This window comes from Lysinibacillus sp. EB106-09-02-XG168, assembly GCF_058791475.1.
Genome location: NZ_JBYTDN010000003.1, coordinates 3575132 through 3599281, shown reverse-complemented (window position 1 = coordinate 3599281; position 24150 = coordinate 3575132). Strand labels below are relative to the sequence as shown.

Here is a 24150-nt window from a genome sequence, read left to right as displayed (position 1 = left end):
TATGTCAAAAAAAGTATTAGTATTAGGTGAAGTTCGTGAAGGAAGCTTACGAAATGTTTCTTTCGAAGCAATTGCTGCTGCAAAGCAAATCGCTGATGGCGGTGAGGTTGTTGGTGTTCTTTTAGGAGATGCTGTAGCCGGTTTAACAGGTCCATTATTTGAATATGGTGCTGACCGTGTTGTAACGGTAGAGCATCCACACTTAAAACAATATACATCTGATGGCTATGGTCAAGCTTTATTAGCTGTAATTGAGGAAGAAAAGCCAACAGGTATCGTGTTTGGTCATACTGCAAACGGTAAAGATTTATCACCAAAAATTGCAAGTAAATTACAAGCAGGTCTTGTATCTGATGTAACGTCTATGGAAGGTACTGGTGATGATGTTGTATTCATCCGTCCAATTTACTCTGGTAAAGCTTTTGAAAAAGTGAAAGTAAAAGACGGCTTAGTTTTAGCTTCAGTTCGTCCAAATAATATTGCGCCGTTAGAAAAAGTAGCAGGAAAATCTGGTGACATCACTTCTCTTACTGTAGATATTACAAACCTTCGTACAATTATTAAAGAAGTTGTACGTAAATCTTCAGAAGGTGTCGATCTTTCCGAGGCAAAAGTTGTTGTAGCAGGTGGTCGTGGCGTAAAGTCGGAGGATGGCTTTGAACCATTAAAAGAACTAGCGGATTTACTTGGTGGTGCAGTTGGAGCTTCACGTGGTGCATGTGATGCTGAATATTGTGACTACTCACTTCAAATTGGTCAAACAGGTAAGGTAGTAACACCAGACCTTTATATTGCAGCGGGTATTTCTGGAGCAATTCAGCACTTAGCGGGAATGTCAAATTCAAAAGTAATCGTTGCGATTAATAAGGATCCAGAGGCAAATATTTTTAAAGTTGCGGACTACGGTATCGTAGGCGATTTATTTGAAGTAGTACCTCTTCTAATCGAAGAATTTAAAGCGTTAAAAGTGAACGCATAATAAATGTGCAGGGAGGATGTATCTTCCCTGCTTTTTTTTGTCGAATTTTTTGACTTTTTGAAGTTATTGCAAAATAAAATGTTGACATAATTAATTTTTGAACGTATAGTGATGAATATTAATTTAACTTTTTTCAGCGGATCAAACACTCGCTGAAATAAAGGAACTCAGTTTAAGAACGCCACGTCCTGTGGCCACGACGGAGTGACCAACATCATGTTGGCCCAAAGCCTCCGGCGGATGTCGCGGAATCAGGAAGGAGTTCACATAGGATGTTAGCCTAAAATCATCGCATCCATGCGAAAACGGCTAACTGATCTGCATCACGCAGGCCTAAGCACAAAGCTGATTCCAGACGCAATTATGCCGAGGCATAATTGATTTTTATTCAAAAAAGAAACGCAAAGATTAGGAGTAGTAAAAGCTCATTATTTGGTGAAGAGAGCTGCGGGTTGGTGCAACGCAGTCCAATAAGACTTTGAACTTGCCTATGAGCGGTGAAATAAATGGAATTTGCAGAATATTCTATTTGTTGGACGGTTAACCTTCGTTACTAGGTTTTTAAGTAGGGTTCTAAAAGAACCAATTAGAGTGGTACCGCGGTTTGCTTATGGCATATCGTCTCTTCTTTCATTTGTTAATGGAGGAACAGACGATATGCCTTTTTTCGTCTAGGCTAAAGCGCTACATCCTCGAGGTCGCTTCGATCCCTCGGGCAAAAGTGGAGGCGCGCTTACTTTTGCTTTGGGCTCTCCAGCGCTTGTCGGATGTAAACGAGCGCTTTAGCGCATTTGTTGATTTTAGGAGGTAAGGAAATGGAAAACGACAATCAGAAATTAAAAAGAACGATGACCTCACGGCATATTACGATGATGGCTTTAGGTGGTGCCATTGGTGCAGGGTTATTTAAAGGAAGTAGTGCAGCTATTGATATGGCAGGGCCATCAGTACTTATTGCGTACTTAATTGGTGGGATTATCCTGCTGTTTGTTATGCAAGGTTTAGCAGAAATGGCAGTCCGTAATAGCGAAGCCAGAACATTTAGAGACCTAGTGCAAGCTGTTTTAGGAAAGTATCCAGCTTATTTCCTAGATTGGATCTATTGGAAAATGTGGGTGTTAAATATTGCTGCAGAATCTATAGTTGCGGCCATTTTTATTCAATATTGGTTGCCAGATTACCCGATTTGGATACTTGCATTATCTGTTTCGGTGTTAGTTACAGCCGTAAACTTGTTATCAGTGAAAGTCTTTGCTGAAACTGAATATTGGCTGGCATTAATTAAAATTACCGTTATTGTGGTGTTCATTATAGCGGGATTAATTTTATTGCTTGTTACTTTTGGTAATCATACAGCGGTTGGTTTTTCTAATTTAACGGAACATGGTGGTTTCTTCCCGAACGGATCAATGGGATTGATTTCTGCAATGCTTGTAGTTATTTACTCTTATGGTGGTACTGAAATTATTGGTATTACATTAGCTGAAACGAAAAATCCTGAAAAAGTAGTGCCAAAAGCTGTTCGCAGTACATTAGTACGTATTGTAACTTTTTATTTAGTTCCTTTCTTTATTATCGTTAGCTTGATTCCTTGGAATGAAGTAAACGGGGTGCCGGAAAGTCCGTTTGTGATGGTCTTTAAAATGGTTGGGGTTCCTGGTGCTGACCATATTATGAATGCTGTTGTTTTACTCGCAATTATTTCGTCAATGAACTCGGGGCTTTATGGTTCATCGCGAGTTTTGTATACACAAGCTGTAGACGGGCGTGTTCCTAAAATCTTTGCATATTTATCAAAAAGAAAAGTTCCGGTATATGCCATATTAATGTGTACCTTTGCTTTATATATAGCTGTAATATTTTCTTTATTTGCGGGAAGCAGAACTTTTGATTTCCTAATGGGTTCACTTGGATATACTGTGTTATTTATTTGGCTAATTATTGCGATTGCACATCTGAAATCGCGTAAAAAACAGCCGGAAAAAACAAGTACCTATGCAGTAAAATGGTTTCCTTACACAACTTGGATAGCTATTATTGCGTTAAGTGCAATCCTAATTGGTATTATTTTCACAACATCTATTATCGTCACAGGTATTACTTTAGCTATTTATCTCTTTATTACGTTAACCTATGTCTTTAAAGGTCGTTTTCAAGAAGATTAGGCTACACTAAAAATGAACTTAATGTCTTATTCGACCTAAATTTTCATAAATTATGCATACTAGGCAGATTGTTCGCTCAAGAGAATTTATCCATGCTATACTACAAACATAGTAAGTTTAAGGAGGATTTCAAATGGCAATTGTACATGCAACAGATGCAACTTTCCAAGATGATATTAAAGAAGGGTTAGTACTAGTAGACTTTTGGGCTGCTTGGTGCGGACCTTGTAAAATGATTGGACCAGTTCTTGAAGAAATGGATGCTGCAGGTAGTGCGGCTAAAATTGTAAAAGTAGATGTAGATAACAACCAAGGTACTGCAGCACAATACCAAATTATGTCTATCCCATCTTTACTACTTTTCAAAGACGGTGAATTAGTAGACAAAACTGTTGGTTTCCAACCAAAAGAAGCGTTAGAAGCATTTATCGCAAAACATGCTTAACTTCTTTCAGCAAATGTCTCTTGTGCCGAAAGCGTAGCGACAGGTACAGAAGTCTCCCAATTACATAGGATGAGACGAATGCCAATTTAAGTTTTTTTCAGGAGTGTCCAAACACCCGCTGAAAGAGTTAAAGCCTCCGGCGGATGTCATGGAATCGGAAAGGAGTGCTTAGGGGATGTTAGCCTAAATTCATCGCTTCCATGCGAAAACGGCTAACTGACCTGCATCGGTAAAAACGCCACGTCCTGTGGCATTACCGAAATGACCGACATTGTGTCGGCCCTCGTGCAGGCCTAAGCACAAAGCCGATTCCGGACGCAATTATGCCGAGGCACAATTGATTCTGTAAGAAAAAAAGAGTCGAGCCATCAATAGATGTGCTTGGCTTTTTTTCGTTATATAATAAAGAGAGAGCTATGGATAGGGCAATGTGGTGTGCAAAGCTCTATAAAAAGGAAAGAACGCTAGTTTTAACAAAAAGGGGGGCAGGTAGGCGATGAATGATTTAATTAAACGAAAGCTTAAAATTTTACCAGATCAGCCTGGCTGCTATTTGATGAAAGATCGACAAGGTACTATTATTTATGTCGGGAAAGCAAAAGTACTGAAAAATCGAGTACGCTCGTATTTTACTGGTACGCATGAAGGGAAAACGCAGAGACTTGTAAGCGAAATAGAAGATTTTGAGTACATTGTGACATCCTCCAATATCGAGGCATTAATTTTAGAGCTTAATCTTATAAAACTACATGACCCGAAATACAATGTTATGTTGACGGATGATAAAACGTATCCGTATTTAAAAATTACAAATGAAAAACATCCACGACTTATTACAACACGAAAAGTGAAAAAGGATAAGGCAAAATATTTTGGTCCATATCCAAATGCGTATGCAGCAAGTGAGACGAAAAAGCTGCTAGATCGTTTATATCCTCTTCGAAAATGTGTACAACTTCCTTCAAAGGTTTGTTTGTATTATCACATGGGGCAATGTCTAGCTCCTTGTGTGAAAGAGATTGATGTTGACACTTACAACGATATGATTGAAGATATGACAAAATTTTTAAATGGTGGGGTTGAAGAAGTTAAAAAAGAGCTAGAGGTAAAGATGCTAGCTGCCGCAGAAAATTTAGAGTTTGAGCGTGCAAAGGAATTTCGCGATCAAATTGCACATATTGATACAGTCATGCAAAAACAAAAAATCGTATCAAGTGATACAACTAACCGCGATGTATTTGGTTATGCAGTTGAGAAGGGCTGGATGTGTGTGCAAGTTTTCTTTGTCCGTCAAGGAAAGCTGATTGAGCGAGATGTCTCGATATTTCCGATTTATCAAGATGCAGAAGAGGAATTTTTAACGTTCGTTGGGCGCTTTTATGACAAGTTAGAGCATATTAAGCCTAAAGAAATTTTTATCCCTCAATCTATTGATTCGGATATTTTAACGGAATTATTAGAAGTGAAGGTACTTACACCAAAACGAGGGCAAAAAAAAGAGCTTGTTGATTTAGCGATTAAAAATGCTGAAATTGCTGTAGCAGCGAAGTTCCAGCTTATTGAACGTCAGGAAGAACGCACAATAGGAGCATGTGAGGCGCTCGGTGATGCTATGGGCATTTCTGTGCCTTTACGGATCGAAGCTTTCGATAATAGTCATATGCATGGAACAGATGCTGTATCTGCAATGGTTGTATTTATCGATGGAAAACCTGCAAAGAAGGAGTATCGAAAATACAAAACACGTACAGCTGCCAAGCACGATGATTACGGGGCAATGCAGGAAGTGATCCGTCGTCGCTATATACGGGTATTAAAGGAAGGTCTACCTTTACCAGATTTAGTACTAATTGATGGTGGGAAGGGGCAAATGGAAGTCGCGCGGGAAGTATTAGAGGATGAGCTCGGCCTTGTCATTCCAATTGCCGGATTAGCAAAAGATGACAAGCATAATACATCTCAGCTCCTATTTGGTGATCCACCTGAAGTAATTGCATTAAAGCGCACAAGTGATGGCTTCTATTTACTGCAACGAATTCAAGACGAAGTACACCGCTTTGCTATTACTTTCTTACGACAGCAGCACGAGAAGCATGCTATACAATCTGTCCTCGACCAAATAGAGGGAGTTGGTCCAAAGCGAAAACAGCAATTACTTAAGCATTTTGGCTCTGTCAAAAAAATTCGTGAGGCAAGTATGCAAGCCTTACAGGAAGCGGGGATGCCAGCTAGTCTAGCTAGCAATATTCATACTTATTTTCATTCAGCAGAAAATACTACCTCTGAAGGGTAAATGAGATGAATGTAAATGGAATTCCTTTTCGGTGGGTGTCCAAACATCTGTACCTGTCGCTACACTTTCGGTACAAAAGACATTTGCTGAATGAAAATAGAGCCTCCGACGGATGTCATGGAATCAGAAAGGAGTTCTGAGGGGATGTTAGCCTAAAACCATCGTATCCATACGATAACGGCTAACTGACTTGCATCGGTAAAAATACCATTTCTTGTGGTATTACCGAAATGACCGACTTCGTGTCGGCCCTCGTGTTGTTGCTATTGCTTCGCTTTCGCACAAAAAAACATCTGAAGACCTAAGCACAAAGTCGATTTCGGACGTATTATTTATCTGCGCGAAAGCAAAGCGACAGCGGCAATTACGCCAAGGCGAAATTGATTTTAAACAAGAGAAATTGTCAAAGGATTAGACGTATGCTAAGGTTTGTATATAACATAGCTATTCAATATAGCGATTTCATACACAGCATCTTAGTTAATAAGTAGTTTCTACTTATTAAATTGGAAATTCCTTCACTAAGATTCAATTAAATACAATCACTATTTAGTGATGATAGAGGTGCAAGGTTCAAGAGTAGTACATACGAGGACGAACAAGTCCAGTGAAAGTGTATGAAAGGGGAACTTGCCGAAGTGGAGCATCGTTGTTTCCGATGCTGTGCTGGTTTTACATTTAAGAGATGTAAGACTGTCGATTCTAAACGTTTCGGAGAGCTATCACACATGCGCAAGTTACTTTTATTGTACATGTTATAGGCAGCTTTCACGTTATGTGAGAGCTGCCTTTTTAGATTTCTCGAAACAACATTTTTTCAAGGCTGTTACTCTTACCTAAGAGTTGAAGGGTGTTATTTGCTTTTGCGATGTTTTTTTGTGAAAAGCTGCAAAATTATATAGCTACTTTATTATCAGCGAAATGATTAAATACGAAGGAGAATGAAAAGGATGGAGAGAATTGTGATGAAATTTGGTAGTGCTGCATTAGCATCAACTGAACACATACAAGATGTTGCAAAAAAGGTGATTGCAGAAAAGGAAAGTGGTTTTGATATTGTCGTTGTCACTACAGCAATGAGAGGGACGTCTAAAGAATTAGCAAAAATGGCTTGTAATCTATTAGACAAGGCGTCTAAACGTGAACTAGACACACTATTGTCAACAAGCTCACAACTATCAAGTGCATTAGTGGCAATTGCTTTGCAGGAAGAAGGTTACGATGCAGTGTCATTAACAGGCTGGCAGGCAGGTATTCAAACCGATGCGGTGTATGGCAATGCACGAATTAATGAGATAGAAGCTAGTCGAATAGAAGAACAGTTTACTCAGGGGAAAATCGTCGTCGTTGCAGGGGAACAGGGGATCAATAACTCACGGAATATTACGACGCTTGGTAAAGGTGGTGCGGAGACGAAGGCTTTAGCTATTGCTGCAGCATTAGAGGCGAAGTGCGTAGATATTTATACGAATGTGGATGGTGTCTATACAGCTGATCCAAGTCAGATTGCTAGGGCACAAAAGTTAAAAGAAATTTCCTATGATGAAATGCTAGAGCTATCAAACTTAGGATCACAAATTTTACACCCACGCGCTGTAGAAATAGCAAAGAAGTATCAAATCCCAGTTACCATTCGGTCAAACGAAAAAGATACAGAAGGTACTTTATTGAAGGAGGAAGTTAAAATGGAGAAAAATTTAATTGTACGTGGTGTTGCCTATGAGTCAGACGTTATTCGCCTAACGGTAGGGTATGATGCTTATTCTAATGCTTCGTTAGCAGATATGTTCACAATACTTGCAGAAAATCGCATAAACGTTGATATAATCGTACAAGCAATAATTGATGGCTTAAAGCCGACTGTATCATTTACTATTTTAAAAGAGGAGTTCGCGGATGCATTACGTGTCCTAGAAGATAGTAAAGTATCACTAGGGTTTAGTTTTGCTGATTTTGAAATCGGTTTAGCGAAAGTCTCTATTATTGGCTCAGGAATGGCATCTAATCCGGGGGTGGCAGCCCGTATGTTTGATCGTTTACGTCGTGAAGATATCCTTGTAAAAATGGTAAGTACTTCTGAAATAAAAGTATCCGTCGTTGTTCCTCAGGACGAAATGGTTCGCGCAGCAAATGCTTTACATGACGAATTTAATTTAGAACAAGCGCTTTACATATAAAATGAAAGGGATGTGTCATTAAATGGCACATCTCTTTTTGTTTACATTAATTTCATACTTTATCCAATTTCATTGTTATATAATAAAATGTGACATGTTTTTCCAAAAGGGAAGGTGGGAGTTAATATGGAGTTATTCGGTTTATTTCAAAAGCCAGTGGATGAAAGCGTTGAGCAACACAACGATTTAGAAATACAAATATTAAAAAAGCGAATTCTGGAATTAGAACTTGAGCAGGACAGTATTGATGTGAAAAATGCGATTTTAGACTTTGTACTGGCGCATATGGAGTTAATTAATTTTCAAACGGCTCTAAAGGTTCAAAATGTCTCAACAAGTGTAGGGGATATTTCAGCAATGAGTGAAGAAATGTCGTCAAATACAGAAGAGATACTTGCAGTTGAGCAAAATGTTAATGCAAACATTCAAGAAATCAAGCAGCATTCATTACTCCTTGTAGAGGAAATGGAATCGTCCATTATAAAAGGTGAACTGGTTCAGGAGTTGTTGTCTAAAGGAGCTCATTCAACAGAGCAGTTGTATAATGAAATTACTAAAATGGATGATATCGGTAAAGGTGTAACTGGGATTGCTGATCAAACACAACTACTATCCTTAAATGCCTCTATTGAAGCTGCACGTGCTGGTGAGCATGGAAAAGGATTTAATGTTGTTGCGATGGAGGTAGGGAAGTTAGCTAACAGCTCGAAAGGTTCATTGCAAGAAATGACGAAGATTCGATCAGTCATTGATAAGAAACTACATAATACAATAACAAATATTAAAGAAGTTGAACATTATTTAACGGACTTTTTAAGTATCATGAAGAACAATATTACTAATTTGACTGTAACGAGTAAAAATATTAAAGAAGCAGCACATGGCATTGATCAAATAACAATCGCATCAGAAGAAAATGTAATAGCTGTAGGACGTTTAGCGGAAACAACGAAGGAATTATCTCATACTAGTGACTTCTCGGATATAATACAAAATCAAGTATCTGAAATGTTAAAAGCTATCGCCCCTACAATCCGTAAGCCTAAAGAGCAAACGGTAGTTAGCCAATTGGCTGCAAGGTTAATGGATCATGCAAGCTTTTTACGAAATGCTATACAAAAGGCTGGCCATAAAGAAATTATAAAAACGCATCATGAATGTAAGTTTGGGGAATGGTATTATGGCCATTTTGAGGAATATCGGAATTTACCAGAATATCTTCATATAGAACAACCTCATGAATTAGTACATATGGCTGCACAAAAATTAGTGAATGAACTGTCAATCAAAAACTTAGAGGAAATGATTCAATTCTCACTAAATATTTTAGAAGCGTTTATTTCGTTAATAGATGTACTTTTAAAAGAAAGACATGCCCAACTATAAATATTAAAAAGGATTGTCATCCATAAATTTGGAATGACAATCCTTTTCGTTTTATTCTGAAGGAACGGTATTCATGATTCGTTCCTTAACGTCCCATTTAACTGTAAATGTAACGTTCTGTTGCTTTTCACATTTTTCATCATAGCATTCAGTTAAATAACCTTTTGCTTGCTGGATTTGTTCAGCTATAAATCCTGCTTCGAGTCTAAAGCTACGAAGACCGATTTGTAACAGTTCAGGATCATTTGTCAACTGGAAAGTACGTCCATCCTTCGATTCCTTGACAAGTTCTAAATTACCCCAGCAGGCATCTGCGAAAAATGCGATAAGTTCATCTTGACTATTACATGGGAACTTCCGTGCTAGGTCTTTTCCTGCCCAGTAAAGAACATCACCTTCATGTTTACCGAGAATGGAAGATAAAATATAATCGCGAATTATCTCATAGCCAAAAGCTGAGATTGTAGGTGATGAAGTGTTTAACATTTAAATCCTTCTTTCTTAGAATTTTCTTATAATTTGACACTGATAAAGTAAAGATAGATTTTTCGAGAAAAAACGACGCATCATGTACTAGATTGTTTCTTTAATAAGGAATACGAAAAACTCTTAGTTGCCTTGACGCTCGTAGCTCTTGAGAGTACAATAAACATGTCATAATATTGTACCATGATGAAATACACAGTCAATGAAGTATCAGTTACAAAATGATGACTTCTTTTGTTGTGATATTTTAAGTACTAAGGGGGGTAACAGTCTTGTCGAAAGATCGAGAGTTTTTATGGCGTCGCTTACATTCTCTACTTGGTATCATTCCAGTAGGTCTGTTTTTAACGATGCACCTGTTAATTAACTTTACAGCAACAGGCGGAGCAGAAAGTTACAACGCAGCTACCGCAAATATGGAAAAGATTCCATTCCTTATCCTAGTTGAATGGATTGTCATCTATATTCCATTAATGTTCCACGCATTTTATGGTGTTTTCATTGCATTCACTGCTACACCGAATACAGGACGTTTCAGCACATACCGTAACTGGATGTACTCATTACAACGTTTCACTGGTGTATTCTTAGTGATTTTCATTGCATGGCATATTTTCCAAACTCGTATTCAAAAAGCATTTGGTACTGAAGTTGATTACGACATGATGGCAAATATCGTTTCTAATCCATTTATGCTTGGATTCTACATTGTTGGTATTATATCAGCAACTTTCCACTTATCTAACGGTTTATGGGCATTCCTAGTAAGCTGGGGTATTACACAATCTCCTCAGTCTCAAAAGATTGCTACTTATGTAACAAACATTATTTTCGTAATTCTAAGTGTAGTTGGTGTGGCTGCTATTTTAGCTTTCGCTTAATGTAATAGAAGCTACTATAGAGCACATGGCAATCATTGCAATTTTTTAAGAGGAGTGAGAAATAATCATGGCGAAAAGCAAAATAATTGTTGTTGGCGGCGGTCTAGCTGGTCTGATGGCAACGATTAAAGCAGCTGAAGTTGGTACTGAAGTTGATTTATTCTCATTAGTTCCTGTAAAACGCTCACACTCCGTATGTGCGCAGGGCGGAATTAATGGTGCGGTAAATACAAAAGGTGAAGGGGATTCTCCTTGGATCCACTTTGATGATACAGTATATGGTGGGGACTTCTTAGCGAACCAACCACCAGTTAAGGGTATGTGTGATGCAGCCCCTGGTATTATTCATTTAATGGACCGTATGGGTGTTATGTTCAACCGTACACCAGAAGGTCTTCTTGATTTCCGTCGTTTTGGTGGTACATTACACCACCGTACAGCATTCTCTGGTGCAACGACTGGTCAACAATTACTATACGCACTAGACGAGCAAGTTCGTTCTCACGAAGTAGCTGGTTTAGTTAACAAATATGAGCACTGGGAATTCCTTGGTGCAATCGTCGATCCTGACGGCGTTTGTCGTGGTATCGTAGCGCAAGATATGCGTACAGAAGAAATTAAATCATTCCGTGCAGACGCTGTTATTATGGCGACTGGTGGCCCTGGTATTATCTTCGGTAAAACAACAAACTCTGTAATTAATACAGGTTCTGCTGCTTCTATCGTTTATCAACAAGGTGCTACTTACGCGAATGGTGAGTTCATTCAAATTCACCCAACAGCTATTCCTGGAGATGACAAAAACCGTCTAATGTCAGAATCAGCTCGTGGTGAAGGTGGCCGTATTTGGACTTATAAAGACGGTAAGCCTTGGTACTTCTTAGAAGAGAAATATCCTGCATATGGTAATTTAGTACCACGTGATATTGCAACACGTGAAATTTTCGACGTTTGTGTAAACCAAAAACTTGGTATCAACGGTGAAAACATGGTATACCTAGATCTTTCTCATAAAGATCCACATGAGTTAGATGTAAAACTTGGTGGTATTATTGAAATCTACGAAAAATTCGTAGGGGATGATCCACGTAAATTACCAATGAAAATTTTCCCAGCAGTTCACTATTCAATGGGTGGATTATGGGTTGACTACAACCAAATGACTGAAATTCCTGGTTTATTTGCTGCAGGTGAATGTGATTACTCTCAGCATGGTGCAAACCGTCTTGGTGCAAACTCATTATTATCTGCTATCTATGGTGGTATGGTTGCAGGTCCAAACGCAGTAGATTATGTTAAACATCTTAAAAAGCATGCTGAAGATCTTCCACAAGAGATTTTCGATGCTCGCGTTAAAGAAGAACAAGCTAAGTGGGATGCTATCATGAAAATGGACGGCACAGAAAACGCTTACTTGCTTCATAAAGAGCTTGGTGAAATGATGACAGCTACTATGACAGTAGTACGTTACAATGACCAACTTGAAGATACTTTGAAAAAACTTAATGAATTCCAAAAACGTTGGGAAAACATTAACATCAACGATACACAAAAGTGGAGTAACCAAGGTGCTCACTTTACGCGTCAGTTGAAAAATATGATTTACTTAGCGAAAGTAATGACAAAAGGTGCATTATTACGTAACGAATCTCGTGGTGCACACTATAAACCAGATTTCCCGAACCGTGATGATGAGCAGTTCTTAAAAACTACAATGGCGAAATTTGACCCAACTACTGGTGATCCAATTATCACGTACCAAGAAGTCGACGTTTCATTAATTCCACCACGTAAACGTGATTACTCTGCGAAAGGAGACTAAGAATTATGAATATCGCAGCTAATACTGGAAGAATGGTCAAAGTTGAAATTTTACGTCAAGATACACAAGGTGGCAATGGCTACTGGCAGAAATTCGAAATTCCTTACCGTCATGGTATGAACGTTATTTCTGTATTAATGGAAATTCAAAAGAATCCGGTTATGTCAAATGGTGAAAAAACAACACCAGTTGCATGGGATATGAACTGTCTTGAAGAAGTTTGTGGTGCATGTTCAATGGTTATTAATGGACGCCCACGTCAATCTTGTTCAACACTTGTTGACCAATTGACTGAGCCAATTAAACTTGAGCCTATGAAAACTTTCCCAGTTATTCGTGACTTACAAGTTGACCGTGAACGTATGTTCAATGCACTTAAAAAAGTTAAAGCATGGGTTCCAATCGATGGTACTTATGATTTAGGGGAAGGTCCACGTATGCCAGAAGGTAAACGTCAATGGGCTTATGAATTATCTAAATGTATGACTTGTGGTGTATGTATGGAAGCATGTCCAAACGTGTCTGAAAAAGCTTCATTCATCGGACCTGCACCATTATCACAAGTACGTCTTTTCAATACTCATCCAACTGGTGCAATGATTAAAGACGAGCGTTTAAATGCGATCATGGGTGATGGAGGCCTTGCAAACTGCGGTAACTCACAAAACTGTGTAGCTGCTTGTCCAAAAGGTATTCCTTTAACAACATCTATCGCATCATTAAACCGTGCAACTACAGTGCAAATGTTCCGTAACTTCTTCGGTTCTGACCACTACGTTGACTAATAGTACAAGCTTTTACTCCCAAACTCCTTTACACATAATGTGTAAGGGAGTTTTTTTTCTATGGAAAATATCAAATAAATTTATAGATTAACTACTTGTAAATGTCCGATTTGCAAAGACTGATAAAACGCCCACTGACTAATGTTTCGCATGATAGGGAGTTCTCAATAAGGGCATTTTTAAGAAAAACTAAATATGATGATTTAAGTACAGTGTAGAAAGATTTTGTTGCATAAAATAAGGGATTTTTAAATATAACGAGCTAAAATGTAAATTTTCTATGATGGAATAGTATTTTGCTTTATAATGAATATATATTCATTTATCAATCGCTAATTCTATCTATGAAGAGGCGAATGAAAATTAGGGGGATGGCTAAGATGAAAGCAAATTATATCGGAAATTTTCAGGAATGGACTAAGGATTTTGCATTTTTTATTGAGATCCGTGTACGTTTTTCAGAAACGGATATGTACGGTCATATGAATAATACAGTTAGCTTTACATATTTTGAACAGGCACGAATCGATTATTTCCGCCATTTAGGTGTTCTCATGCCATCAGCAATGGATGAAAATATAGAGGGGATTCCGATTGTAGCTGACTTACAGTGTGATTACGTGAAGCAAGTTTTCTTTGATGATGTGCTCAAAATTTATACGAAAGTAGCGACAGTAGGGAACTCATCAATAGATATTCATTATTTAGCGAAAAATCAGCATGATGAGGTTTGCTTTACAGGTCGGGGGACGGTAGTGCAAATGAACCCTCTAACTGGGAAGAGTGTACCTTTGTCTGAAGAAGTAAAAACTCAGTTAGCAAGCTTGGTGATCATATAATGATCTCTCGACGGTTGAAATTGCATTTTTCCATTGAATTCATTCTTTTATGGAAGCAATTTCCGAATTTTTTTAAGAAACACGAGATATTAATGAAAATAGCCGTCACCGCTCCTCATTCCTTAACATAAGTTACAATACGTGCGGGGGAGGAGGGTGTAACTGAAAATGAATGGCTCTCATCATCGTTCTCTTTTAACAAACCGAGAACGTGAAATATTTGCGCTTTTATTAGCTGAAAAAACAACGAGGGATATTGCAGAGCAACTTGGTATTAGTGAAAAAACAGTGCGAAATCACATTTCCAATACAATTCAAAAGTTAGGTGTAACAAATCGATCTCAAGCGTTAATTGAGCTGTTACGCTTAGAAGAATTTAAATTAGACTAAAAGGACACTTGCTATTTTAGAAAAAAAACGACAAAATAGAACTATTCAACGTATTTTTTTAGGAGTGAAATAGTTATATGTCGGATGAAGTAACAAAACACTCACCTGAAACCGTTGCAACGGTTGAAAAGGAATTACGCTATATAGCGGCGATTGTGAAGCAAAAAGGAAGAGAGATTGTTTCACAATATGCGATTACGCCGCCACAATTTGTTGCATTACAGTGGTTAGAAGAGCTTGGCGATATAACAATTGGCGACCTGTCAAATCGACTATACTTAGCTTTTAGTACAACAACAGATTTAGTGGACCGTATGGAGAAAAATGAATTAGTTAAGCGAGTGCGTGACGAAAATGATCGTCGTGTCGTTGTTGTTCATCTTCTCGAAAAAGGCGAACGTATTATTCAAGAGGTTATTGAAAAAAGACAGCAATATTTGCAAGAGAAGCTTGTTGGTTTTAACGAACAAGAAGTCGCGCAATTATCAAGCTATTTAGAAAAACTACATGTACACATGAAACAGGATTGAGGCGGAAAGTATGAATGCCCCGATAGGCGTTATTGACTCAGGAGTAGGCGGTTTAACCGTAGCAAAAGAAATAATGAAGCGATTACCAAATGAAACGATCTATTACATTGGTGATACAGCAAGATGTCCGTATGGTCCAAGAACTCGACAAGAAGTGCGGAATTTTACTTGGCAAATGGCAAAAGCACTAGAAAAAATGAATATCAAAATGCTCGTCATTGCTTGTAATACAGCGACTGCAGTAGCACTCGAAAGTTTACAAAGAAATATGCCTTTTCCGGTACTAGGCGTTATTAATGCTGGCGCACGTGCAGCTGTAAAGAAAACGAAGCGACATGAAGTCGTTGTGCTTGCAACTGAAGGAACAATTAAAAGTGGCGCGTATGAGGAAGCCTTATTATCACTGAATACGTCAACTCATATAATTCCACTTGCTTGTCCAACATTCGTACCACTTGTAGAAAGTGGCGAATATAAAGGTGAATTTGCAAATAAATTAATTGCGGAAGGCTTAAAGCCACTGAAAAACGAACAATTTGACACGGTCATACTAGGATGTACGCATTATCCAATTTTGCAAAAACAAATTGAAACTGTTGTGGGAGAAGAAGTTTTTGTGCTATCTTCCGCAGAGGAAACAGCAAAGGATGTTCAAGAAATGCTTGCTTATAATGGCACTTTGGCTGACCCAGACGCTGTGCCTGCTCATAAATTTTATGCAACGGGTTCTGTTCCAATTTTCCGTTCAATTGCTGAAAATTGGCTTGAGCAAGGTACTCTTCAAATAAAACGTATGACATTAAAATAAAAAATCAGCTTAGCTATGAGCTAGGCTGATTTTTGACGTTTTTTAGCATGGTACATAAGGAATGAGCACTTTTTTGAAGATCAAAATTATGTTAAGATGAGTGCGCGAAAGTATTTAGGAGGAACGAAAAATATGACAAGATTTGACGGAAGAAATGTAGATGCACTGCGTCCGGTGAAAATAGATAGTGAGTATTTATTGCACCCAGAAGGCTCAGTTTTAATTCAAGTAGGTAATACGAAAGTAATTTGTACAGCAACGATTGAAGATAAGGTTCCTGGTTTTTTACGTGGACAAGGCAAAGGGTGGATCACTGCAGAATACTCGATGTTACCTCGTGCAACAGCACAGCGTACAGCTCGCGAATCATCTCGTGGAAAAGTCAATGGCCGCACAATGGAAATTCAACGATTAATCGGTCGTGCATTACGTGCAGTCGTGGATTTAGAAGCACTTGGTGAACGAACTGTATGGATTGACTGTGATGTGATTCAAGCAGATGGCGGAACACGTACTGCTTCAATTACAGGAGCATTTGTAGCGATGACACAAGCAATTGCTAAGTTTGCTGAAGAAAAACAATTAAAAAAATTCCCAGTAACAGACTATTTAGCGGCAACAAGTGTTGGTATTGTAGAGGATCATGGCGCCGTTTTAGACTTAAACTATGTTGAAGATGTCGCTGCTGCTGTAGATATGAATATCGTCATGACAGGAGCAGGCCGATTTGTTGAGCTTCAAGGTACAGGTGAAGAAGCAACTTTTTCTCGTGAAGAGTTAAATGAACTACTGGAGTTAGGTGAAAAGGGCATTCAACAATTGATTGCACTTCAAAAAGAGACACTAGGTGAATTAGCTAACAAAGTGGGAGGTAATGAATAACATGAAACAAGTAGTAATTGCGACAAAAAATAAAGGAAAAGCAAAAGATTTCGAAGCGTTATTTGGACCGCTTGGCTATGAAGTTGTAACGATGTTTGATGTAGCCCCAGAGATGGAAATAGACGAAACAGGCACAACCTTTGAGGAAAATGCTATTCTAAAGGCAGAAACATTAGCAAAAGAGCTTGGTACAATTGTTATTGCTGATGATAGTGGCTTAGCTGTTGATGCATTAAATGGTGAACCAGGTGTGTATTCTGCACGTTATGCTGGTGATCATGATGATGAAGCAAACATGGTTAAACTACTAGAAAACTTAAAAAATGTCGAGGATGAAAAGCGTACAGCACGCTTCTGCTGTTGCATTGCTATTGCAGGACCTGGTTTTGAGACGACAACAGTTTTTGGTACTTGTGAAGGTGTTATTGCTCACGAAAAACGTGGCACAAACGGATTTGGTTATGATCCAGTCTTCTTTGTCCCAAGCTTAAACCGTATGATGGCAGAGCTTACAGCCGATGAAAAAGGAGCAATTTCCCACCGTGGGAATGCGATTCGTAAGTTAAAGGAACAATTACCTAATCTTATAAAATAAGAGGTGATATCCATGCAAATACTTGTCATGAGTGATACACATGGCGACAGTAATGTGATTGAAAAAGTTCGTGGCTTTTATCCAAATGTCGATGCAGTCATTCATTGTGGAGATAGTGAGCTTCCTTTCTCCCATAAAGCATTGGAGGGAATGAAGAAAGTACGAGGTAATTGTGACATTGATAAAGCTTACCCTGATGAAGAAGTATTCGGTTTAGAGGATGCTACAATCTTTGTCACACATGGCCATTTATTCAATGTTAAAACTTCTATCTTGTCTTTATCCTATCGTGCCAAAGAAGTAAACGCGCAAATTGCGTGCTTTGGTCACTCTCATGTTCTTGGGGCGGAAATGATTGATGATGTATTATTTTTAAATCCGGGGAGCTTATTAAAACCACGAGGTCGTAAAGAAAAAAGCTTTGCTCTTGTAGAGGTTGAAGATACTTATTTTGAAGTAAAGTTCTTTACGGATGATAATAGCTGTATTTCCACCCATAAGTTTATGCGAAAATGATGAAACAAAAACGCTTAAGTTATAGAAACTCTAAGCGTTTTTTGTTTTATTCTACAATCAATTATGCCTCGGCATAATTGCGTCCAGAATCGGCTTTATGCTTAGCCCTGCAGATGTTTTTTGTGCGAAAGCGCAGTGTTAACGTAGCGTCAGCAAAGGGTTTTGCCTGTGCGACAGCAACAGCAAGATGTTGGTCACTCAGTCGTTTGCCACAGGACGTGGCGTGCTTAGACTGAGTTCCTCTATTTCATCGAGTGTTTGGACACCCGCTGAAAAGTAGCTTAAATCTGCATTCATCTCACTACCTATGGAGGTAGGAGAATTCTGTACCTGTCGCTACATAAAACATTTGTAGCTGATGCTTCGCTGGTAAAAATGGCTATGAATTGTTTATGATGAAGTAGAAAAAATAAATATAAACGATACAAAGGAGAAAACATGGAAAATAAAATGGGATGGAATTTTGATAATAGCTATACCTGCCTATCGAGCATTTATTATACAACAATCAATTTAAATCCAGTTCGCTCACCAAAGTTAATCATGTTAAATGAATCAGTAGCCAAATCACTTGGATTAAACAGTAATGTTCTGAAAAGCGAAGAAGCGGTAGCAATTTTTGCTGGTAACAACAATCCGACCGGAGGCACGCCTATAGCTCAAGCTTACGCAGGGCATCAATTTGGTCATTTTAATATGCTAGGAGACGGAAGGGCACTGTTATTAGGTGAACAACTAACATCAGCTAATGAACGCTTTGATATCGCACTAAAAGGCTCAGGAAGAACGCCTTATTCCCGCGGCGGAGATGGCAGAGCAGCACTTGGTCCAATGCTACGTGAATATATTATGAGTGAAGCTATGTATGCACTTGGCATTCCAACTACTCGAAGTTTAGCTGTCGTGACTACAGGCGAAACGATTCTCCGCGAAACAGAGCTTCCAGGCGCAGTTTTAACGCGTATTGCAAGCAGTCATCTGCGTGTTGGAACTTTCCAATATGGCGCGAATTTTGGAACGGAGGAGGAGCTAAAAGAATTGGCAGATTATGCTTTAGAACGGCACTTTCCTAATGCTGATAAAGCTCAAAACCGTTATTTAACCCTACTACAGGAAGTTATAAAGAAACAAGCGTCTCTTATTGCAAAATGGCAGCTAGTTGGTTTTATTCATGGGGTTATGAACACAGATAATATGGCCATAAGTGGGGAGACAATAGATTATGGTCCATGCGCTTTCATGGATACTTATGATCCAGCGACAGTATTTAGCTCGATTGATCGACAAGGTCGTTATGCATATGGTAACCAGCCTAATATCGGAGGATGGAATTTAACACGATTTGCCGAATCATTAATACCGTTAATCCATGAAAATGAGGAAGAAGCTATACAAGTAGCTCAAGAGGCTCTAAAGCAATATCCTCAATTGTATTATGCAAACTGGGTAGCAGGTATGCGAGCAAAGCTAGGAATATTTAACGAAGAAGATCAGGACCTGGCACTAATTGAAGAGCTTCTAAAGTTAATGCAACAACATCAAGCAGACTATACGAATACATTTATCGCATTAACTTTTGAAAAATTCACTGAATCAGAATCAGCATTATTCGGTACAGAAGAATTTAAAGAATGGCATAAAAATTGGCTTGCAAGACTAGAAAGACAGCAAGAAACAAAAGACATGTCTCAGCAATTAATGCGTGAGCACAATCCAGCGGTAATACCGCGAAATCACCGTGTAGAAGAAGCATTAGAGGTTGCTGTTGAACAAGAAGACTATAGTGTAATGGAGCGATTACTAGAAGCTCTTGCTCAACCTTTTGCACATACAAAAGAGCAGCAGGAATTCACGACATTACCAACACCATCTAACCAACCATATCGAACGTTTTGTGGCACATAAATTGAAAGCACAATTTCCAAGGGGATTTTTGTAAGTGTTAGGGCGCTTTAATCGAGGGTAATTTCTGCGCACAGATAAACAATATCGCTGAACGCTTTGCCTTCGCACAAAAATGCATCTAACTGAAGTTTTTTTTATCACGATAAATTTGAGTACATGGCAGAGGACATGCTAAGTGAAGTGGTTGATTGAAGTGGAGACTGGGCGACTCCTTGGGGATTAGCGATATAGAGGAACGAAGGCTAAAAGCATCACGTCCTGTGATAACGCCTTCGTGACCAACATCCTGCTGGCCCGAGACCCTGCAGCGAAGCGGCTCATCGGACGCCCTAGGAAGCTCTGCTCTGCGCGAAAGCGTAGCGGCAGCAACAAAGCGCCCAGTCGGAACGGAAATCAACCCCTCGTTTTGTAAAAGAGCCATACCTGAATATGACATTTTAATTTCATTGAAAACGAAGGATATTTCTTCGTTTTTTTATTTTGAAAAAATTGTCACTACATAAATTCCTGAGCATACGCTATGTAAGAGTATTAGTGAAGGGGAATGTGTACAGTGCATAAGTATTCAAAAGGTTGGTTTGTAAAGCAACTTCGAAATCATGGTATTTTGGTGCATCCACAATTTAAAAGTCATTTAGGCAATTATAAAGAATCGGAATTGCGCAATTTATATTACCGATATGTAGAAAAAGAAACGGAAACATTAGATTCAGAACAAAAATAGTCATGTTCGTTTGAATAACTCCTTCGTAGGAAATAATTTAACTACAGAAAGGAGTTATTTTATGTGGAGTAAATCATGGGTTTTGACGCAAAATTGGCAAGATGTGTTGTTCTTACATTGGCCGGTATCACCTAAGGATTTAGAGCAGTACATTCCGCAAGAGTTACAACTAGATCTCTATGAAAATAACGCTTGGCTTAGTGCTGTCCTTTTTAAAGTCAATGGACAACGACTAAGATTTCTACCACCATTACCAGGGGTGGATTCCTATTTGCAGCTAAATGTCCGGACATATGTTACATATAACGGCATGAAAGGAGTATATTTTTTAAATTCAGATATTACGAATCGCTTTATTGTCCAAATAGCTAAAAAGGGCGGTTTAACATATCGCCATTCTAAAATATCTATAAAGCAAAAGGAGAACAATTTTTCGTTTACAAGTTTATATTACGGCGCACTGGCAGAAAGGTTGAAAATTTCATATCAACCGATTGCCAGTGAAATAATTAGTTCTACCTTTGATAGATGGTTAGTGGAACGTTATCATTCTTGGTCAAAATGGAAAAATTCTTTATTTCGCATAGATATAGAGCATCTGCCATGGCAGCTACAACGAGTCCACATTAATATTAAAAGCAATACAATATCATCATTTGTGAAGGAATCAATACAAGGCATTCAACCGATTGCTCATTATTCAAAGAGTAAACAGGCTAAAATTTTCTCGCCAACTTTGGAAAAGAAATAATCGATTTATTGATGTTAATAAAAGAGGTAATAAAATTGCTTTACAATGGCGCTTGCAATCATATCCGACATAGCAAGTGCCTCTGCTTCAATATCATCAAAAACTTCAACATCCTCTTGATAGTTTTTCTGAATCATAGTCACGGCTTCTTTTTTGGTTAAAGCTAAATGTGTATAGAACATTTTTTGCACTTCCTCCATACGTAAGTATGGATTAATTTGACTTAAAAATCTGGCAATGTCGTCAGCATTACGATACCATTCTTTTTCCTTTGCATCCGCTGTTGCTGTATCTCCTTTGGTAGCTGCAGTTACTAGCTCCGCAGCAATAAGAAGATGTTCTTTAATCAGCTCAGCATAACGATCAGCAATTTGATCCCCGTAAAATGGACGTAGACAATTGCCTAAGTCCGTCGCATTTTGTAACAGTCGCTTCTGCACAAAGGGTAGATCAGGTAAGCCAAACACTATACTAATAATCGTCATCCTCGTCCAATTGACATGCTCCATCCATAATAAACGATTCATAGCCATAAAATCTGCTTCAGCCCTACTGATATAGCGACGAGGATCGTTCTGCGGCAATAAAAAATGGCGAACAGGTGCAGTATATTGTGTGGAAGTAGCTTTATATAACGCACTTAAAGGACTAACGTAATGTCCACTTGAATATGGGTACAATGTATATCCACTCCCTCTAGTTTTTCCTTCTACTGTAGAATACTCTGAGGTATTTCCATATATGAAAAAACAATGTAATGAAAGGAGTGAATATGGCTATTTTTCATATATCATTTTCTTTGTCATCCCACCATCAACTATTAGATTAATGCCTGTAAAAAATTATTTGTTTGAATCAAATCATTCCATTCATCCATGTTACGTCATCAAAAGATTTATGTTGAAATTTACCCGCCTTATTAATTAAAATATGAATAGGATCAAAAATATTTTGCATTAAAGAAACGATGTCCTGTTCTTTTGTAACATCTGTGTACACAAAAAGGACAGAATAATCATGCTCCAATGCAACCCTAATTCTTTATTTATAGGGGCATCATTTCAGGCATACGTTAGCACAATGTATTTACCAATCCTTTGTGCACAGCTATTTACGACGACTACTAAATCTTTAAACATGTTAGCTTCCATCAGTTTTTTGCTTTTTATTATTTAACAAAAGTAGAGTAGAGAGATGGCATAATGAGGTAAAGGAAATCATATAATATTAATATTGAGGCAAACCTTGCCTTCACAGTAAAATTAATGTTGACTTTATCGTAAAAAGAACATATAATAAATATTGTCCTTGATATGGACTGCATAAAATAACAACATGTCTCAGTAGCTCAGCAGGATAGAGCAACGGCCTTCTAAGCCGTCGGTCGGGGGTTCGAATCCCTCCTGGGACGTCCAAAAAGCAGGTTTCAGGCCTTTAGGGATAAGGGTTTGAGAGAAATTAGGGATAGGGTCAGGGCTTCGGTCTGGATGACTGTATCCCTTTTTTGTACCCTTGTAATTTTATTAGGTGACCAGAATCATCTTCCAATCAATTCTTGAATGGAGGATTTTTTTATGACTAAAAAGTCGGGACTATTTGAAGTAGATGTTGATTTAAACCTTTTAAAGTTTGAGAATGAGACAACTGTTAAGCATGTGAAAAATAATTCAAAAATGATAAAAGATGCGATTCAAATTGTGAAAAGACAAATGATTTCCAGTGGTCTTCGACCTCGGACAATAAAAGACTATGAAACAATTGTAAATCATTTAAAAGATGCACAGACTATTACGTTTTTAAATGAAATAACATTAGATACAATTTACTCTTGGCTTGAAAATATGCAAGTTTCAAATCAAACAAAACTAACGAGATTAAAAGCACTAAAGTCATTCTTAAGTAAATGTTATATTAATGGTTGGTATGAGTCGAAATTTTGGCAAGAAGTGAACCTCAAAGTAGATAAAAAAGTAAAAGCTGGAGCAAATGAAAAAGATGTACAATTATTGATTTCCCTTTTAGATTTAAATACTTTTATAGGTCTAAGAGATGCAGTTGCAATATTAACAATGTATAAAACTGGGATTAGAATTAATACTTTAGGAAAACTTGAAGAAAAACATATAGATTTTGATGAAAAAACATTGGTTTTAGAAGGGGAGATTTTAAAAAATCATAAGTTATTGAAGCTACCGATTGATAATCAATTAATTCAGTTGTATCAAGTGTTGATTCAACAAAATAATAAAATTCGACGACATTATCATCAAAATAACGAGAATATCTTTATTTCCTATAAAGGAACTCCTTTAGATACAAAATCCACTAATAATGCAATTTCAAAACAATTAACAAAGTATAGCAAACAATTTGGTTTAAAAAACATTAATCCACATGCACTTAGAAGAGCATTTGCAAAAAATTTACTTTCTAAAGGAGCAAATATTGCTTTAATATCTAAGGCATTAGGACATTCTAACTTGGAGGTCACAACCCAATATTTAGACTTAGATGTTGACGAAGTATCAAATAGCTTAAGGGAATATTTGATTGAATGAAATTAATTACTTTTTATTGCCATCTACTAAAAATATTGTTCCTAAATAAAAGTGTGTAAATAAAAAAGTATGGTCAAGACTGGAGGGAAATCAGGTAAACGCCTGGGAGCCCTTCGGTCTTTTTAGCTGTTAATATATCAAGAGGTTACTTTTTATTCTCCTTACCAGCAAGCTCTATGTCTCATAAGTAATTATAATTAGAGAAATATGGAGGCTGATTTTGTATGATATGA

At 37.9% G+C, this 24150-nt stretch carries 23 protein-coding genes, 1 tRNA gene, 1 riboswitch and 1 other annotated feature; of the genes, 21 read left to right on the top strand and 3 right to left on the bottom strand.

Annotated elements, in window-relative coordinates; genetic code table 11:
* Position 1: 1 nt before the first annotated feature.
* The 6 genes from AC3WSO_RS18360 to AC3WSO_RS18335 all read left to right on the top strand — a co-directional run bounded on the left by AC3WSO_RS18360 (position 2) and on the right by AC3WSO_RS18335 (position 9445).
* On the top strand, positions 2-979 hold the full coding sequence (locus tag AC3WSO_RS18360; protein WP_492532817.1) for an electron transfer flavoprotein subunit alpha/FixB family protein: 978 nt from the start codon (positions 2-4) through the stop codon (positions 977-979).
* A 395-nt stretch (positions 980-1374) separates the two neighbouring features.
* Positions 1375-1608, top strand: a binding site (T-box leader).
* Between the two features lie 186 nt (positions 1609-1794).
* On the top strand, positions 1795-3144 hold the full coding sequence (locus tag AC3WSO_RS18355; RefSeq protein ID WP_492532815.1) for an amino acid permease: 1350 nt from the start codon (positions 1795-1797) through the stop codon (positions 3142-3144).
* A gap of 133 nt (positions 3145-3277) precedes the next feature.
* Positions 3278-3589: a thioredoxin gene (gene trxA / locus AC3WSO_RS18350; RefSeq protein ID WP_004226420.1), complete on the top strand. Its 312-nt coding sequence runs from the start codon at positions 3278-3280 to the stop codon at positions 3587-3589.
* Positions 3590-4085: 496 nt separating this feature from the next.
* Positions 4086-5882, top strand: coding sequence for an excinuclease ABC subunit UvrC (uvrC, locus tag AC3WSO_RS18345; RefSeq protein ID WP_492532813.1), 1797 nt, complete (start codon positions 4086-4088; stop codon positions 5880-5882).
* A 551-nt stretch (positions 5883-6433) separates the two neighbouring features.
* A riboswitch (Lysine riboswitch) is annotated at positions 6434-6612 on the top strand.
* Positions 6613-6832: 220 nt separating this feature from the next.
* Positions 6833-8059 (top strand): aspartate kinase, encoded by a 1227-nt coding sequence (locus tag AC3WSO_RS18340; protein ID WP_492532811.1) that lies wholly within the window; start codon positions 6833-6835, stop codon positions 8057-8059.
* Positions 8060-8185: 126 nt separating this feature from the next.
* The gene (locus AC3WSO_RS18335; protein ID WP_492532809.1) at positions 8186-9445 is read left to right on the top strand and encodes a methyl-accepting chemotaxis protein; all 1260 of its coding nucleotides are present in this window, start codon (positions 8186-8188) and stop codon (positions 9443-9445) included.
* A 51-nt stretch (positions 9446-9496) separates the two neighbouring features.
* Here AC3WSO_RS18335 and AC3WSO_RS18330 read toward each other — a convergent pair whose 3' ends face one another.
* Positions 9497-9931: a YslB family protein gene (locus AC3WSO_RS18330; RefSeq protein WP_492532808.1), complete on the bottom strand. Its 435-nt coding sequence runs from the start codon at positions 9929-9931 to the stop codon at positions 9497-9499.
* 272 nt (positions 9932-10203) lie between these two features.
* Between AC3WSO_RS18330 and AC3WSO_RS18325 the strand changes: the two genes are divergently transcribed.
* From AC3WSO_RS18325 to AC3WSO_RS18265, 13 genes are all read left to right on the top strand, one after another.
* Positions 10204-10812, top strand: a complete 609-nt coding sequence (locus AC3WSO_RS18325; RefSeq protein ID WP_492532806.1) for a succinate dehydrogenase cytochrome b558 subunit — start codon at positions 10204-10206, stop codon at positions 10810-10812.
* A gap of 67 nt (positions 10813-10879) precedes the next feature.
* On the top strand, positions 10880-12634 hold the full coding sequence (gene sdhA / locus AC3WSO_RS18320; RefSeq protein ID WP_492532805.1) for a succinate dehydrogenase flavoprotein subunit: 1755 nt from the start codon (positions 10880-10882) through the stop codon (positions 12632-12634).
* 5 nt (positions 12635-12639) lie between these two features.
* Positions 12640-13419, top strand: a complete 780-nt coding sequence (gene sdhB, locus AC3WSO_RS18315; protein ID WP_132357129.1) for a succinate dehydrogenase iron-sulfur subunit — start codon at positions 12640-12642, stop codon at positions 13417-13419.
* A gap of 380 nt (positions 13420-13799) precedes the next feature.
* On the top strand, positions 13800-14258 hold the full coding sequence (locus tag AC3WSO_RS18310) for an acyl-CoA thioesterase (RefSeq protein WP_492532803.1): 459 nt from the start codon (positions 13800-13802) through the stop codon (positions 14256-14258).
* Between the two features lie 168 nt (positions 14259-14426).
* Positions 14427-14648: a helix-turn-helix domain-containing protein gene (locus tag AC3WSO_RS18305; protein WP_004226437.1), complete on the top strand. Its 222-nt coding sequence runs from the start codon at positions 14427-14429 to the stop codon at positions 14646-14648.
* Between the two features lie 77 nt (positions 14649-14725).
* Positions 14726-15178: a MarR family winged helix-turn-helix transcriptional regulator gene (locus AC3WSO_RS18300; RefSeq protein ID WP_053484913.1), complete on the top strand. Its 453-nt coding sequence runs from the start codon at positions 14726-14728 to the stop codon at positions 15176-15178.
* A 10-nt stretch (positions 15179-15188) separates the two neighbouring features.
* Complete coding sequence (gene racE, locus AC3WSO_RS18295; protein WP_492532801.1) at positions 15189-15986, top strand: glutamate racemase; 798 nt, start codon at positions 15189-15191, stop codon at positions 15984-15986.
* Positions 15987-16118: 132 nt separating this feature from the next.
* Positions 16119-16868: a ribonuclease PH gene (gene rph, locus AC3WSO_RS18290; protein ID WP_079563156.1), complete on the top strand. Its 750-nt coding sequence runs from the start codon at positions 16119-16121 to the stop codon at positions 16866-16868.
* Position 16869: 1 nt separating this feature from the next.
* A complete protein-coding gene (locus tag AC3WSO_RS18285) occupies positions 16870-17463 on the top strand; it encodes an XTP/dITP diphosphatase (RefSeq protein WP_492532799.1) in 594 nt (197 codons plus the stop codon).
* Positions 17464-17475: 12 nt separating this feature from the next.
* A complete protein-coding gene (locus AC3WSO_RS18280) occupies positions 17476-17979 on the top strand; it encodes a metallophosphoesterase (RefSeq protein WP_492532797.1) in 504 nt (167 codons plus the stop codon).
* Between the two features lie 438 nt (positions 17980-18417).
* The gene (locus AC3WSO_RS18275; RefSeq protein ID WP_492532796.1) at positions 18418-19884 is read left to right on the top strand and encodes a protein adenylyltransferase SelO; all 1467 of its coding nucleotides are present in this window, start codon (positions 18418-18420) and stop codon (positions 19882-19884) included.
* Between the two features lie 544 nt (positions 19885-20428).
* Positions 20429-20608, top strand: coding sequence for a DUF2639 domain-containing protein (locus AC3WSO_RS18270; RefSeq protein ID WP_492532794.1), 180 nt, complete (start codon positions 20429-20431; stop codon positions 20606-20608).
* A 61-nt stretch (positions 20609-20669) separates the two neighbouring features.
* Complete coding sequence (locus tag AC3WSO_RS18265; RefSeq protein WP_492532793.1) at positions 20670-21359, top strand: YqjF family protein; 690 nt, start codon at positions 20670-20672, stop codon at positions 21357-21359.
* Positions 21360-21373: 14 nt separating this feature from the next.
* Here the strand turns inward: AC3WSO_RS18265 and AC3WSO_RS18260 are convergent, their stop codons facing one another.
* The gene (locus AC3WSO_RS18260) at positions 21374-22039 is read right to left on the bottom strand and encodes a hypothetical protein (RefSeq protein WP_492532791.1); all 666 of its coding nucleotides are present in this window, start codon (positions 22037-22039) and stop codon (positions 21374-21376) included.
* A 175-nt stretch (positions 22040-22214) separates the two neighbouring features.
* Positions 22215-22385, bottom strand: a complete 171-nt coding sequence (locus tag AC3WSO_RS18255) for a hypothetical protein (RefSeq protein WP_492532790.1) — start codon at positions 22383-22385, stop codon at positions 22215-22217.
* Between the two features lie 311 nt (positions 22386-22696).
* Here AC3WSO_RS18255 and AC3WSO_RS18250 point away from each other — a divergent pair.
* Both AC3WSO_RS18250 and AC3WSO_RS18245 read left to right on the top strand, forming a co-directional pair.
* Positions 22697-22770: transfer RNA gene (locus AC3WSO_RS18250), tRNA-Arg, on the top strand.
* A 163-nt stretch (positions 22771-22933) separates the two neighbouring features.
* Complete coding sequence (locus AC3WSO_RS18245) at positions 22934-23917, top strand: tyrosine-type recombinase/integrase (RefSeq protein WP_492532788.1); 984 nt, start codon at positions 22934-22936, stop codon at positions 23915-23917.
* Positions 23918-24150 lie beyond the last annotated feature (233 nt).

Excerpts from the sequence above, each read along its gene's own strand:
- AC3WSO_RS18310 (WP_492532803.1), top strand. The coding sequence starts at position 13,800 with ATGAAAGCAAATTATATCGGAAATTTTCAGGAATGGACTAAGGATTTT.
- AC3WSO_RS18360 (WP_492532817.1), top strand. The coding sequence starts at position 2 with ATGTCAAAAAAAGTATTAGTATTAGGTGAAGTTCGTGAAGGAAGCTTA.
- racE (WP_492532801.1), top strand. The coding sequence starts at position 15,189 with ATGAATGCCCCGATAGGCGTTATTGACTCAGGAGTAGGCGGTTTAACC.
- rph (WP_079563156.1), top strand. The coding sequence starts at position 16,119 with ATGACAAGATTTGACGGAAGAAATGTAGATGCACTGCGTCCGGTGAAA.
- AC3WSO_RS18285 (WP_492532799.1), top strand. The coding sequence starts at position 16,870 with ATGAAACAAGTAGTAATTGCGACAAAAAATAAAGGAAAAGCAAAAGAT.
- AC3WSO_RS18270 (WP_492532794.1), top strand. The coding sequence starts at position 20,429 with ATGTGTACAGTGCATAAGTATTCAAAAGGTTGGTTTGTAAAGCAACTT.
- AC3WSO_RS18335 (WP_492532809.1), top strand. The coding sequence starts at position 8,186 with ATGGAGTTATTCGGTTTATTTCAAAAGCCAGTGGATGAAAGCGTTGAG.
- uvrC (WP_492532813.1), top strand. The coding sequence starts at position 4,086 with ATGAATGATTTAATTAAACGAAAGCTTAAAATTTTACCAGATCAGCCT.
- AC3WSO_RS18300 (WP_053484913.1), top strand. The coding sequence starts at position 14,726 with ATGTCGGATGAAGTAACAAAACACTCACCTGAAACCGTTGCAACGGTT.
- AC3WSO_RS18280 (WP_492532797.1), top strand. The coding sequence starts at position 17,476 with ATGCAAATACTTGTCATGAGTGATACACATGGCGACAGTAATGTGATT.
- AC3WSO_RS18265 (WP_492532793.1), top strand. The coding sequence starts at position 20,670 with ATGTGGAGTAAATCATGGGTTTTGACGCAAAATTGGCAAGATGTGTTG.
- sdhA (WP_492532805.1), top strand. The coding sequence starts at position 10,880 with ATGGCGAAAAGCAAAATAATTGTTGTTGGCGGCGGTCTAGCTGGTCTG.
- AC3WSO_RS18340 (WP_492532811.1), top strand. The coding sequence starts at position 6,833 with ATGGAGAGAATTGTGATGAAATTTGGTAGTGCTGCATTAGCATCAACT.
- AC3WSO_RS18305 (WP_004226437.1), top strand. The coding sequence starts at position 14,427 with ATGAATGGCTCTCATCATCGTTCTCTTTTAACAAACCGAGAACGTGAA.
- sdhB (WP_132357129.1), top strand. The coding sequence starts at position 12,640 with ATGAATATCGCAGCTAATACTGGAAGAATGGTCAAAGTTGAAATTTTA.
- AC3WSO_RS18330 (WP_492532808.1), bottom strand. The coding sequence starts at position 9,931 with ATGTTAAACACTTCATCACCTACAATCTCAGCTTTTGGCTATGAGATA.
- trxA (WP_004226420.1), top strand. The coding sequence starts at position 3,278 with ATGGCAATTGTACATGCAACAGATGCAACTTTCCAAGATGATATTAAA.
- AC3WSO_RS18245 (WP_492532788.1), top strand. The coding sequence starts at position 22,934 with ATGACTAAAAAGTCGGGACTATTTGAAGTAGATGTTGATTTAAACCTT.
- AC3WSO_RS18355 (WP_492532815.1), top strand. The coding sequence starts at position 1,795 with ATGGAAAACGACAATCAGAAATTAAAAAGAACGATGACCTCACGGCAT.
- AC3WSO_RS18275 (WP_492532796.1), top strand. The coding sequence starts at position 18,418 with ATGGAAAATAAAATGGGATGGAATTTTGATAATAGCTATACCTGCCTA.